We start from the raw sequence: 13,343 nt of genomic DNA, 5'->3' as shown, positions 1-13,343 counted from the left end.
AGCTTAAAGTTCTTTTTCCATTTCTTCTGCGCGGGCAATACAGGCATCCATTGCATCGGCAACGGTACCAACAAGGCCTTGTGCTTTCAGGTGCTCAACGGCTGCGTGAGTTGTACCGCCTTTTGATGTGACGTTTGCACGCAGCTGTGAAATACTAATGTCTTGCTGAGAAAGTGCCATTTCAGCTGCACCTAGCGCCGTTTGTTGTACTAAGCGGCGTGCATCTTCATCACTAAAGCCAAGTGCTTTTGCCTTTTCTTCGATGGCTTCCATAAATAAGAAAAAGTAAGCGGGCGAAGAGCCGGTAACGGCGATGATATCGTTTATTTGCGACTCTTGCTCGACCCAGACAACAATACCTGTACATTCAAATACTTGCTGTACAAACTCATGCTCTTCTGCGGTTTCGTCAGCGCCAAATAGACCCGACACGCCACGACCAAGTAATGATGGTGTATTTGGCATACAACGAACCATTTTTACCTTTTGGCCCAGCATTTCACGTAAACGATTTACGGTTAAACCTGCCGCGACAGAGATAAATAGCTTGTCGCTAAAATCAACGCCTGAATCTTGGAATGATTGGCATAAATCGCCCATCATTTGTGGTTTAACAGACAATACAATCACATCTGCATCACGAAGTGCCGCGTTGTTATCCGCGGTGGTTTGCACCCCGAAATCAGCAGCAACCTTAGCTAATTTCTCTTGGTTGCGATTGGTTGCAATGATGTTTTTTGCTGCAAAACCGTTCTTTACCATGCCGCCAATAATGGCGTAGCTCATGTTACCCGTGCCTATAAATGCGATTTTTTTATCTGACATATGTCTGTTATCACCTTTTAATTTCGTTGGCCAAATATATCCGTGCCAATGCGTACCATGGTTGAACCAGCTGCAATTGCTGCTTCAACATCGTTACTCATACCCATCGACAAGGTGTCTACTTGGGGATATTGGGCCTTTAGTTTATCAAAGCAAGCGCTTAATTGCTCAAAATATTGTAATTGTTGCTGTGCATCGTCGGTTTTGGCTGGGATAGCCATCACGCCACGCAAACATAAATTATCGCAGCCACTAATAAATTCTGCCAGTGACATTAGCTCATCAGGGTGGCAGCCTGACTTAGCCTCTTCTAAACTGATATTAACTTGGATTAATACGTTCAGTGGTGTTTTGTCTTTTGGTCTTTGCTCGCTAAGACGTTTGGCTATTTTTGTACGGTCGACACTTTGTACCCAGTCAAAATGTGTGGCCACTTGGGCGCTTTTATTGGACTGAATGGGGCCAATAAAGTGCCAAACTATGTCTGTTAAGTGGGCAAGTTCAGTGACTTTTGTCACGGCTTCTTGCACGTAAGACTCACCAAATTGGCGTTGGCCGTGCTGGTAGGCAGCCACAATATCTTCGACTGGTTTAGTCTTTGAAACTGCTAACAAGCTAATAGCGTGTTCATCGCGTTGATTATTTTTTGCAGCTAGGGCAATTCTTGCGTAGGCGGATTTGAGTCGTTCTGCTATTGTAACCATATAATTATCAGTTGGTTGTGGAGTCATAAATGGATATTACCGAATTATTGGCCTTTAGTGTGCAACACAAAGCCTCGGATTTACACTTATCATCGGGTGTGTCACCTATGATACGCGTTGATGGCGATGTGCGTCGTATAAATATTCCAGCATTAGAACAAAAAGATGTAAATAGTCTGGTTTACGATATTATGAACGATAATCAGCGTAAGGACTATGAACAAAACCTAGAAGTGGATTTTTCATTTGAAGTCCCTAATCTTGCGCGTTTTCGTGTTAATGCATTTAATTCAAACCGTGGTCCTGCGGCGGTATTCCGTACTATCCCCAGCGAAGTATTAACGCTTGATGATTTAGGTGCGCCAGATATTTTTAAAACCATTTCCGATAACCCGCGTGGTTTAGTGTTGGTTACTGGGCCTACGGGTTCGGGTAAATCAACTACCTTAGCGGCAATGGTTGATTACATTAATCAAACTAAGCATCATCATATTCTCACGATTGAAGATCCTATCGAATTTGTTCACGATAACAAACTGAGTCTGATTAACCAACGTGAAGTGCACCGTGATACTCACAGTTTCTCGAATGCGCTGCGCAGTGCGTTGCGTGAAGACCCAGATGTTATCTTGGTTGGTGAGCTACGTGACTTAGAAACTATCCGTCTTGCTATGACCGCGGCCGAAACGGGTCACTTGGTTTTTGGCACCTTGCATACGACCTCGGCACCAAAAACAATCGACCGTATTATTGACGTTTTCCCAGGTGAAGAAAAAGACATGGTGCGCTCAATGTTGTCTGAATCATTACGGGCTGTTATCTCGCAAACACTGCTTAAAAAAGTAGGGGGCGGGCGAGTGGCTGCACATGAAATCATGATTGGTGTGCCTGCAATACGAAACCTGATCCGTGAAGATAAAATTGCGCAGATGTACTCATCGATTCAAACGGGAGCATCTCATGGTATGCAAACCATGGATCAATGTTTAGCAAATCTAGTGAACTATGGGATTGTTACAAACGCGGATGCGCGCGCGAAGGCGCAAGATAAAACCCAATTTGGTGGCTAACGGAGAAAGTTGACATGTCTTTACCTTTAAATCATTACTTAAAAGTGATGATTACTAAAAACGGCTCTGACTTATTTGTTTCAAGTGAGCTGCCAGTAAGTGCGAAAATTAATGGTGAACTCATCCCGTTAAGTGACGAGAAACTTTCTGATGAAAGCGCACTTGCTATGGTTGAGTCAGCGATGAACGAGAAGCAGCGCAAAGAGTTTCACGACACCAAAGAGTGTAACTTTGCGATTGCTAACGATGAAGGCCGTTTCCGTGTTTCGGCATTTTGGCAGCGCGATCGGGCTGGCATGGTTATTCGTCGAATCGTGACCACCATCCCTGATGTTACTGATTTAGGCTTACCCTCTATTCTTACCGATGTGATCATGGCGAAACGGGGTTTAGTTCTGTTTGTAGGTGGCACGGGAACGGGTAAGTCAACCTCGCTTGCGGCACTGCTAGGTTATCGTAATCGAAACCAGCGCGGGCACATTTTAACTATTGAAGACCCGATTGAATTTGTCCATGAACATCGTAAAAGTATCATTACTCAACGTGAAGTGGGCCTTGATACCGAGAGTTTCGAATCGGCGTTGAAAAGCTCACTGCGTCAGGCGCCAGATGTCATTTTGATTGGTGAGATTCGCTCGCAAGAAACCATGGAGTACGCATTAAGCTTTGCTGAAACAGGGCATTTATGTGTGGCAACACTGCATGCTAATAATGCTAACCAAGCCATTGACCGTATCATGCATTTAGTGCCAAAAGAAAAGCACGATAAGCTTAAGTATGACTTAGCACTTAACTTACGTGCCATCGTCGCGCAGCAATTAGTGCCGACCTCTGATGGGGAAGGGCGCGTTGCTGCCATTGAAATTTTACTTAATTCTCCTATGGTTGCGGAGCTTATTAAGCGCGGCGATATTGGCTCAATAAAAGAGACCATGGCAAAATCGAAAGAAATGGGAATGCAGACCTTCGACCAAGCTTTGTTCGAACTTTACAAGCAACATCGCATCAATTATGCCGATGCCTTGCATCATGCTGATTCACCAAACGACTTACGCTTGATGATTAAGCTGCAAAATAATGAACAAAAGGGCGCTGGATTCTTACAGGGCGTCACCATTGATGGCCTTGATGGTAAGAGTGAGGACTGATGTTGTTGCGAATAAATTTAATCGCTGTGTTATTGCTGTTGAGTTGTGCGCTGCCCGCGCACAGTATTGATGCAAATGAAGTGGTTATATTTATTCGCGATGATGTGTTTGATGATTACAGCCGGTTTTTAAAAGGGCGAGAGCCTATTGAAGTAAAAGACTTTAGCGGCGCGTATATTCGTCGTGATGTGGTTGATATGATCATTGCCCAGCAAGCTTTGATATTGGGGGGATTTACCAAGCCTTTTCGATATCACAAAGGCAATATCAATTACCGAAACACCAAACTGTTAGAAAATGGTAAGTTGCTTATTAGTTTTGACAGTGTGTGGTCACTCGATGCAAATAAGTTGACACGGGATGTGTATGTGTCAGCCCCGGTGATCCGCGAAGGGGAGTATTTTGCGGGGGTATATACTTCGCCTCGTAATGAAAAAGTATTTAAGATAAACCAGCTGTCTGACTTTTCTCAGTTAACGGCGGTTTCTACACCACGCTGGCAAACCGATTGGCAGACACTGTCTGCGTTACCGCTAAAAGAATTACTGCGCGAAGATGAGTGGCTGAGCCAAGTCCGAATGGTATCAATGCAATGGGTTGATTTTGTGATGATGCCCTTAATGCCAAGTTTAAATAATCGCTATATTCTGGAAGATATTAACCTTGTCGCGGTGCCTGATGTGCTACTGCAGCTAAATGATAGTCGTCATTTTATTATTTCGAAGAAACACCCCGATGGCAAAGCAGCGTATACGGCTTTGCAAAAAGGCTTGCAGCAATTACGCGAGGCGGGTGCAATAGAAAAAGCCTACCGCGAGGCAGGCTTTATTCCTGATTTAACACACTATACGGTTATTAATAAACAACCTTAGTCGCCATAAAACTGTTCAAAGAAACTTTCAAGAATAATCACCGCAGACATATTATCCACGTTACCCTTACCTAGATTTTTGTAACCGCCTTGTTCAAATAAGCGCGCTTTGGCATCTGCCGTGGTGAGTCTTTCATCCTGGGTTTCAACCGGAATCGCAAAGTGATTGTGTAGTCGGTTTGCAAACTTTTTGGCTTTGAATGTGACATCTTGCGTGGTGCCATCCATATTGAGTGGCAAGCCAACAACCATCAAATCAGGTTGCCACTCATCGACCTGTTTTTTAATAAGTTGCCAGTCTGGGATGCCGTCTTTTGCTTTCACTGCTTGTAAGCTAGAGGCTGTCCCTGTTAACTCTTGACCTATGGCGATACCAATGCTTTTGGTACCAAAGTCAAAGCCCATTACAGTGCGTTCACCGATGGGCTTAAAAGTGCGTTTTGTCATAGTTGCCGTTTAATTAGTGCGTTTAGGTTAAGCGTGACCGGCTTCAGAGCTTAGTTGACTGACATCAAAACCCAGCATAGAAACCGCTTTTTCCCAGCGTTTTTCTACGGGGGTATTAAAAATAATCTCAGGGTCAGCTTTAATGATTAGCCACGCATTTTCAAGTAGTTCTTGTTCAAGTTGTCCTTGATCCCACCCGGCATAACCTAAGGTGATAATAAACTGCTCGGGTGCTTGCGCTGTGGTGAGAGTTGCGAGCACATCTTTTGAGGTGGTGATCATAATATCACTACTGAGCTTTTGACTCGCCGTGTAGCCCGGCTTAGGCGAGTGCAGTACAAAGCCGCGATCCGTTTTCACGGGGCCGCCGGCGAACACTGCGCGGCCTGCGGCTTGTTGCGTCTTGTCGTTATCAATCTCGATTTTATCGAGTAACTCACCCACCGTGATATTGATAGGCTGGTTAATCACCAAGCCCATCGCACCATCTTGATTATGCTCACAAATATAAGTAACAGCACGCTTGAAAAAAGGGTCTTGCATGCTTGGCATCGCGATTAAGAAATGGTTCTCTAATGACTGCATAGGTCGCCCCTTTTGTTAGGTTTAATTAAGTATGGCTCAGTTTTCTCTCAATGGCATCAAATAAGTGACCAGTAATTGAAATGTCGTAAGCGGCTTCAATTTCTTTGACACAGGTTGGTGCCGTCACATTGATTTCTGTTAGGCGGTCGCCAATAATATCTAAACCAACAAAAATAAGCCCTTTCGCTTTTAGTGTCGGTGCGACAGCTTCAGCAATTTTACGGTCTGAATCACTAATAGGACGTGCTTCGCCACGCCCGCCAGCCGCAAGATTGCCGCGCGTTTCGCCATTTTGAGGAATGCGAGCAAGGCAGTATGGCATGACTTCACCATCAACGACTAATACGCGTTTATCGCCTTGTTTTATTTCTGGAATATAGTTTTGTGCCATGGCAAAACGGCTACCATGTTCAGTCAACGTTTCGCAAATAACACCAATATTCGCGTCATCTTCTTTAACGCGGAAAATTGACGCTCCCCCCATACCGTCCAATGGCTTTAAGATAATGTCTTTATGCTCAGCTAAAAATGCACGAATATCGGCTTGGCTTCGTGTTACGAGCGTATCTGGAGTGTGCTCACTAAACCAAGCGGTGAACAGTTTTTCATTGGCATCACGTAAACTCTGTGGTTTGTTGATAACCAAAGTGCCTGCTTGTTCTGCACGCTCTAAAATATAAGTTGCGTAAATATATTCGGTATCGAAAGGAGGATCTTTACGCATTAAAATTACGTCTAAATCAGCAAGGGCAATGGAGGCTTTTTCTTCAAGCTCATACCAATGATTTACATCATCAAATACACGGGCTTTTGCTGCTGTGGCATAGCCTTGACCTTGGCGCAGTGACAGGTCGTCCATTTCCATGTAGTAAAGTTCGTAACCGCGTTTTTGTGCTTCTATCATCATTGCGAAGCCAGTGTCTTTTTTAATATTAAAGCCACTAATAGGATCAGAGATTATGCCTAACTTAATTGCCATGTTTTTGCCTTTCAATGGTATTGCCATACTGTGGTTAGTGATCTTGATATATGGGTGTTTTTACGATTTTCAATTCGCTAAATCACCAAACTGTAATTGCAATGCACTCAGTACCGTTAATGCCGCGGTTTCGGTGCGCAGTACACGTGGGCCTAAACGAATATCAACGAACGCTTGTTGTTTCGCAATCTCAAGCTCTTCATCGGTAAATCCTCCTTCAGGGCCCACTAAGAACCGCACGCCTGACGAAGGAACTTGAATGGTCTTAATGCTGTGCTCTGCACGTGGGTGCAAGGTTAACTTTATGGCATCGCTGCTTTGTTCTAACCACTCTTTGATATCAATTGGAGGGTGCACCACAGGGACAAAATTTCGTCCAGACTGCTCAGCAGCTGCGATGGCTATTTTTTGCCATTGTTGGTGTTTTTTAGCTAAACGTTCACCGCTGAGTTTGACACCACATCGTTGACTAAAAATAGGAGTGATTTCAGTGATCCCCAGCTCCACTGATTTTTGAATAGTAAAGTCCATTTTGTCACCTCGTGAAACCCCCTGACCTAGGTGGATTTTAAGTGGAGACTCTACGTCATGATCAATAAACTCGAGTGGTTGTACAACGACGTTCTTTTTACTTACTTCAATGATTTCACTGAGGTATTCGCCACCTTCACCATTAAATATTGACACCTGCTCACCGACTTTCATACGAAGTACGCGACCAATATGGCCAGCAGCATCTTCATCAAGGGTGACGGGGTTATCTAATGTGATAACAGAAGGTTGATAAATATGAGGAACTCGCATGGGCTGTCACTTATAAAATAATTTAGCGATATGGTAAGTAAGCAGCGGCTTAGGTGCAATTATTTATTTAAATCTTCGCTTAAAGTGAGGATTTCAGCGCGTGTTTCGGCAATATCTGTTTGGCAAGATAGGTGGTTAATATGTGCGGGATCAGGGCAGGGAATGAAATCAAAGCCTTGCTCGTCTTGGTTTACTAAAAAGCGTACTTTATGCAGTGAGTTATAAATAAATTTTTGCGCGTCGTCTGCTAATTGGTAATCGGTTTGATTAATTAAAACACCTTGAATGTTATGGTGTTCATGTAAATAGCTGGCAAGCTCAGAGACACTTATTTCATTACTAAAATCACAGTAGCAATAATCTTTGATGAGTTGTTCAAACATCAGTTTGACCATATGACGGCTATTCGCACCTGCTACTACAAGGGTAGACCCTTGTGCGTTGGCAAAGTAATGTTGCGTAAATGCGCGACTAAAGTCACTGTCTACATCAACAAGTAAGTAATTGTTTACTTTAAATGGCATGGTGCCTCACGATGTACGTACTTCCGTATCAAATTGAAAACATACTAATTAGTAAATAGCCTATCGCGCCGAAAACGGCAAACTCTATGCATGCAATACCTATGTTATCTTGGTGATCCACTTCTAATGATGTATCTATATTGGGTAGTGAAATATATTTAATTATGTAGCTTAGCACATATAACAATACCCACATCGCACCACAGTGAGACACTAAAGTAAATAAGTTTTCAACCATCTTACCACTAATAAATGAAGCACTGGCAAGACCAGCGTAACCCGCCAATGCAAGGCCAATAGACTTACCCGCATAGCGAATACCAATAGAGGTGTTTTCTAGATTAAAGTTACTTTGTAATGAGGCACCTTGATTTGCTTTAGCAAAGCGGTATTCACGAATTTTACTGTCCAGCGCAAACATCCCTTGTAATACAAAAAAGCTGACCGTTGCGATTAATAAACTACTGTATCCTTGAGTATGGCACCAGTTGTAAAGTCCTAAACTGATAATACAGTTTGCGATTAACATACCGGAGTCAACAAGCGCGGCACACACGTTTTGCTTGAGAATGGCGGCCTCTTCGTTAAAGCGATGTAGAATCCATTTGCGATGAATTAAGTGGCCGACTTTAATAAAGGCAAATAATAACGCGATTAAAATAACCACCTTGAGTGGGTTAGACTGGGCTGCACTTAAACTAATTTCATCAAAAATGTACGCGATAGTCGCGATCACTACTAAGATTTCACTGGCAAAGCTGATCCCCATTGCAAAGTTATCATGCTGGGCTAGTTCTTCCTTAAGCGCTTGTTTTGCTTTGATTTGCGTTAGGATGCGTAGGAGCACGATGGTGATGCAAATTACAGCGAAACTAATGGCAATCGCAAGTAAACTAGTGTTAGATAGTGATAAATATTGCATGCAGATCCCTGCTAAAAAGATTCTTTGATAATCATTCTAGTACGGTTACAGGTAAGTTAAAAGAGAGTATTTAATGAGTAATTTACACCCGCTTCCAGAAGCGCTTCAGCAGCTAGGTCAGACACGCTTTGCTGATTTGTATCCAGGCCAAGATGTTGAACCAAGTATTGTTAACTTATTGTCTTTAAGTGACTTTGCCTGGAGCTGCTTACAATCGCAACCAACATTAAAAGCGTGGTTGTTAGATACCAATGAACTTGCTAATCGCACCACAGAACCGCCCCTCAATAGCAATGAACTCTCAACGCTTGATGATGCGGCGGCAATGGCAAAACTGCGTGTATACCGAGAAAAATATTGGCTAAAAGTCGCCTATTTAGACTTATGTTGCCAAAACCCCATTGATGACAGCATTGCTTATATCTCCGAGCTTTCAGATCAACTTATCGACAGTGCCAATCAGTGGGCATTTGCACAAGTAGCAAACGTGAGTGGCACACCGCTGAACAGTGCTGGAGAGGCCATTCCTATGATGGTACTTGGCATGGGGAAATTAGGGGGCAAAGAGCTTAATTATTCGTCTGATATTGACTTGATTTTTTCATACCCGCGAGATGTCGCAACCCAAGGTGGACGTCGCTCTGTCGAAGCACAGGTCTTTTACACAAAGGTTGCCCAAAAGCTTATTATGGCGCTAAATCAAACCACCGTTAATGGCCAAGTTTTTCGTGTTGATATGCGTCTGCGCCCATTTGGCGAAAGTGGCCCTCTGGTCATGAGCTTTCAAGCACTTGAAGATTATTACCAAGAACAAGGGCGTGAATGGGAGCGTTACGCCATGCTTAAAGGGCGTTTAATTGGCGCTGAAAATGGTTACTGGAAAGAGTTTTATGAGCTACTAAGGCCCTTCGTATACCGACGTTATATCGATTTTTCGGTGATTGAATCTTTACGAAAAATGAAACAAATGATCGCACAAGAAGTACGCCGAAAACGTTTAACTAATAACATAAAACTTGGCGCAGGCGGAATTCGTGAGGTGGAATTTGTGGTGCAAGCACTGCAAATGGTTCGCGGCGGGCGCGAAGCTAACTTGCAAACTCAGTCGCTCTTATTAGCTTTGCAAGAGCTTGTTAATAATCAAGTGATTGAGAAAAAAGAAGCTGATTTACTAAGGCATAATTACTTAGCGCTTCGTCGTATTGAACAGTACTTACAAATTTTCGCAGACAAACAAACACAAACATTGCCAGATGACGCGCAAAATCAGCAGCGTTTATGCTACTTACTTAAGCAGCCCGATTTTGATAGCTGTCTTGTGGCTATTAATAAAATAATGGCCGACGTGCACGGTGAGTTTGAGCAGGTGATAGGCTTTGAAAGTGACAGTGCAGACCCATGTGAAAGTGAATTTATCAGTGCATGGGAAATGACCGACGTCAGTTTGATGTGCGAGCCTAATCTAGATTGGCAGACTGCGCTTGATGATTTTAAAGCACGCTTAACAAAAGCCAAAATAGGCACCCGTGGTCGTGATATTCTCGATAAACTCATGCCACTGTTGCTTAAGCAACTTACGGTAACGAAAGCGAGTAGCGATGCCTTTACCATGATTTGCCAAGTGCTGAATAAAATTATCTCGCGAACGGCTTACCTAGAGCTTTTATATGAAAACCCAGGTGCACTTAATCAATTGGTTGCACTGTGTTGTCATAGTAAATGGATTGGCGAACATATTTCTCGTTATCCAATTTTGCTTGATGAATTAATTGATCCCCAGGTGCTTTACAAACCAACGCCGTTATCTGCTTACAAAGATGAAATTAGGCAGTATTTTCTACGCATTGAGCATGGCGATCTTGAGTTGCAAATGGAAGCTTTACGCCAGTTTAAGCAAACTCATCAATTGCGGATTGCCGCGGCCGATGCCACAGGTGTTCTTGATGTCATGAAAGTAAGCGATCACTTAACTGCGCTTGCAGAAGCGATTGTAGAGCAAGCGGTTAATATTGCATGGCATGCTTGTGTTGAGCGTTTTGGCCGACCAACAAATACCTCGGAGCAAGAAAAAGGATTTGCAGTTATTGCTTATGGAAAAACGGGGGGATTTGAAGTGGGCTACGACTCTGATCTCGATTTAGTGTTTGTTCACAACCACGATGGCAGCAGCTACACCGATGGCGACAAGTCGATTGATTCGCGTCAATTTTATTTAAAACTCGCTCAGCGATTAATGCACTTATTTAATACTCGTACAGCATCAGGCATATTGTATGAACTGGATACGCGTCTGCGCCCTGAAGGGGCGTCGGGGTTACTCGCAATTAATCTTGAAAGCTACTACCACTACCAGCAAACGCAGGCCTGGACATGGGAGCATCAAGCCCTTGTACGCTCGCGTATGATCTACGGTCAGGCATCGTTGAGTGAACGTTTTGCAGAAATTCGTCAAGATGTATTGTGCCAAGCGCGTGAAGCAGACAAATTACAAAAAGACGTGGTTGAAATGCGCGAAAAAATGCGTGCCCATCTTGCCAAGGGGACCGAAGAGTTATTTGATTTAAAGCAAGACCAAGGCGGTATAACCGATATTGAATTTATCACTCAATATGTTGTGCTCAAAAATGCGCATCAGTACCGTGCGCTGACATGTTGGTCTGATAATGTGCGCATTTTGGCTGATGCCGCTCGTTTTGGGTGTATTTCAGAACGTATGCAGCGCGATTTAGTCGCTGCATACATTGAGTATCGCTCGCGTTATCATATGATGAGTTTAAATCAGCAAGGCCGTTGTGCCCCTCGTGCTGAGCTAACTCAGCACATAGCACTTGTAAAGCAGGTGTGGCAGCAAGTATTAGCTTTTTAAACGACGGCAGTTTTCACGTACATAAGCAGAGGGCAGTTCAGTGATCACCGCTGCTCTTTGCTTAAAGCAGAAAAATGTATACACCTCGCTTTCAAAGTCGTCGTTAATTGCCCTGCCTACTTGGTAAAGGGCAGAGACAAAATTACTATCAACACGAAAGTGATCTTTAACAACGTAATCTTTGCTTAAATACCAATACAACACAATGTCTTCGTTACGTGCGTAATCGGACAACACATCCTTGAGGGTTGTGCCGTTTTCAAAGCGACGCGGTTGCACATCACCCGTCCAGTTAGGTGAAGAGGGCTCAACGACTTTTTCTCGTTCAAACAACGCCATATCAAGGCTTGTTTCAGGTGCGGGCAACTTGAGCACGTATTTATCACGCTCGTTGTCTTTACTGTTCACTTGATTTCTAAGGGCAGCGTAAAAACGGGATAGTCCCTGTGCTGCAGCATTCTGAGTATCCTTGATATCAAGAACTGGCCCGCTGCCAAATAAAAAATAAATCGCAGCAGCAATTAAAATTACAGCTAATGATAAATGCTTAACCCAAAACCACATTTCTAATTCTCTTGTTGTTTACTCGTTTAATAAAACCATACAAATTAAAAATTGTCACTCTACTTATAATAAGAAGGGGCATTCTCATCAGGGCGTGTTTTAAAACGACGGTGTAACCACATGTATTGTTCGGGCGCTAAGTCGATTGCCTGTTCCATACATTGGTTAACACGCGTCACATCTGTCAGGTTATCGCCAGATGGAAAATTTTCAAGAGCCGGCAGTACCGTTAAATGATAACGCCCTTGCTCATCTCTGCGACTGGTCAAGCTCACTGTTTCACAGTATTTACTGCTTGAAAAAAGTAATGTTCCCGTGGTTGTTGCTGCATCTTGAACAGCATAAAAGGGCGCAAACTCACAACGGTTACGGCCATAATCTTGATCAGGTAAGTAATAGCATACTTTTTTGTTTTTAAGCGCTTGTAGTAAGCCTTTTACATCGCGTTTGCCAATTAGGTATTCGTTAGAACGCAACCGCCCGTTGGTGGTGAAGTATTCCATCAATGGATTATTGTGTGGGCGATAAAAGCCTATGCCTTGGTGCTTTATTCCCATGATTCGGCTGGCCATTTCTAAATGCAAAAAATGTGGAACCAGTAACAAAACTCCTTTACCCGATTGCTGCGCTTTTTCAAAGTGTTCAAGTCCTGTTACTGAACCAAACACTTTTTTAATTCGCCACTCTGGCCACCACCAAGCCATGCCTGTTTCCATCATGGCTATGCCGGTGTTTTCCATGTTTTTTAGTACCAACTCACGTTGCTCGTGTTCAGGCATATTAGGAAAACATAACCGAATATTTACTTCTGCAATATGGCGGCGGCGCTTCATAAAGCGATGCACTAAACGGCCGATGAGTTTGCCGAGAAATAATTGGAATTTATGTGGTAACCAAGAAATTAAATACAGAAAAAATACGCCAACCCAAGTAAGCCAATAACGAGGGCCTAAAAAAGACGCTTTAAAGGGAGATGAACTAACCACAAAAATTATCTCTAAAAATAAAAAAGCTAGTTTAACTGTAAGTGTTTA

14 protein-coding genes are annotated in these 13,343 nt (G+C 43.3%); 4 read left to right on the top strand and 10 right to left on the bottom strand.

Annotated elements, in window-relative coordinates; translation table 11 throughout:
* Positions 1–3 precede the first annotated feature (3 nt).
* Both proC and IT970_RS12595 read right to left on the bottom strand, forming a co-directional pair.
* On the bottom strand, positions 4–825 hold the full coding sequence (proC, locus tag IT970_RS12600) for a pyrroline-5-carboxylate reductase (protein ID WP_036966075.1): 822 nt from the start codon (positions 823–825) through the stop codon (positions 4–6).
* Positions 826–842: 17 nt separating this feature from the next.
* On the bottom strand, positions 843–1,556 hold the full coding sequence (locus tag IT970_RS12595; protein WP_065979691.1) for a YggS family pyridoxal phosphate-dependent enzyme: 714 nt from the start codon (positions 1,554–1,556) through the stop codon (positions 843–845).
* Positions 1,557–1,558: 2 nt separating this feature from the next.
* On the opposite strand from IT970_RS12595, the gene IT970_RS12590 reads away from it, so the two are divergent.
* From IT970_RS12590 to IT970_RS12580, 3 genes are read left to right on the top strand one after another with little or no spacing between them, the layout of a single operon-like run.
* Entirely contained in the window at positions 1,559–2,599 is a 1,041-nt protein-coding gene (locus IT970_RS12590) for a type IV pilus twitching motility protein PilT (RefSeq protein WP_036966081.1), read from the top strand.
* Between the two features lie 14 nt (positions 2,600–2,613).
* Positions 2,614–3,747: a PilT/PilU family type 4a pilus ATPase gene (locus tag IT970_RS12585; protein ID WP_036966084.1), complete on the top strand. Its 1,134-nt coding sequence runs from the start codon at positions 2,614–2,616 to the stop codon at positions 3,745–3,747.
* On the top strand, positions 3,747–4,619 hold the full coding sequence (locus tag IT970_RS12580; protein ID WP_065979692.1) for a hypothetical protein: 873 nt from the start codon (positions 3,747–3,749) through the stop codon (positions 4,617–4,619). Before IT970_RS12585 ends, IT970_RS12580 begins: the two co-directional genes overlap by 1 nt.
* Here IT970_RS12580 and ruvX read toward each other — a convergent pair.
* The 6 genes from ruvX to IT970_RS12550 form a co-directional block, all read right to left on the bottom strand.
* A complete protein-coding gene (ruvX, locus tag IT970_RS12575; protein ID WP_075594029.1) occupies positions 4,616–5,065 on the bottom strand; it encodes a Holliday junction resolvase RuvX in 450 nt (149 codons plus the stop codon). The two genes, IT970_RS12580 and ruvX, sit on opposite strands and share 4 nt — an antisense overlap.
* A 27-nt stretch (positions 5,066–5,092) precedes the next feature.
* Complete coding sequence (locus tag IT970_RS12570; protein ID WP_036966093.1) at positions 5,093–5,650, bottom strand: YqgE/AlgH family protein; 558 nt, start codon at positions 5,648–5,650, stop codon at positions 5,093–5,095.
* A gap of 25 nt (positions 5,651–5,675) precedes the next feature.
* A complete protein-coding gene (gene gshB / locus IT970_RS12565; RefSeq protein ID WP_075594030.1) occupies positions 5,676–6,629 on the bottom strand; it encodes a glutathione synthase in 954 nt (317 codons plus the stop codon).
* 69 nt (positions 6,630–6,698) lie between these two features.
* Complete coding sequence (gene rsmE, locus IT970_RS12560; RefSeq protein ID WP_036966098.1) at positions 6,699–7,433, bottom strand: 16S rRNA (uracil(1498)-N(3))-methyltransferase; 735 nt, start codon at positions 7,431–7,433, stop codon at positions 6,699–6,701.
* A 59-nt stretch (positions 7,434–7,492) separates the two neighbouring features.
* A complete protein-coding gene (locus tag IT970_RS12555; RefSeq protein ID WP_036966101.1) occupies positions 7,493–7,957 on the bottom strand; it encodes a hypothetical protein in 465 nt (154 codons plus the stop codon).
* A gap of 28 nt (positions 7,958–7,985) precedes the next feature.
* Positions 7,986–8,879 (bottom strand): DUF350 domain-containing protein, encoded by an 894-nt coding sequence (locus IT970_RS12550; RefSeq protein ID WP_036966104.1) that lies wholly within the window; start codon positions 8,877–8,879, stop codon positions 7,986–7,988.
* A gap of 73 nt (positions 8,880–8,952) precedes the next feature.
* Here IT970_RS12550 and glnE point away from each other — a divergent pair, with 73 nt between their 5' ends.
* Positions 8,953–11,745 (top strand): bifunctional [glutamate--ammonia ligase]-adenylyl-L-tyrosine phosphorylase/[glutamate--ammonia-ligase] adenylyltransferase, encoded by a 2,793-nt coding sequence (gene glnE / locus IT970_RS12545; protein ID WP_196857389.1) that lies wholly within the window; start codon positions 8,953–8,955, stop codon positions 11,743–11,745.
* Here glnE and IT970_RS12540 read toward each other — a convergent pair.
* Positions 11,734–12,309 carry a TcpQ domain-containing protein gene (locus IT970_RS12540; protein WP_036966110.1) on the bottom strand — a complete coding sequence of 192 codons (576 nt, stop codon included), beginning with the start codon at positions 12,307–12,309 and terminating at the stop codon, positions 11,734–11,736. The two genes, glnE and IT970_RS12540, sit on opposite strands and share 12 nt — an antisense overlap.
* 59 nt (positions 12,310–12,368) lie before the next feature.
* Positions 12,369–13,295: an LpxL/LpxP family Kdo(2)-lipid IV(A) lauroyl/palmitoleoyl acyltransferase gene (lpxL, locus tag IT970_RS12535; RefSeq protein ID WP_065979696.1), complete on the bottom strand. Its 927-nt coding sequence runs from the start codon at positions 13,293–13,295 to the stop codon at positions 12,369–12,371.
* Positions 13,296–13,343: the final 48 nt, after the last annotated feature.

Origin of the sequence: Pseudoalteromonas sp. A41-2 (assembly GCF_015767615.1) — a bacterium.
Taxonomy (GTDB): domain Bacteria; phylum Pseudomonadota; class Gammaproteobacteria; order Enterobacterales; family Alteromonadaceae; genus Pseudoalteromonas; species Pseudoalteromonas lipolytica.
Note: the sequence above shows the minus strand (reverse complement) of the source record. Positions and strands in the feature narration are given on the sequence as shown.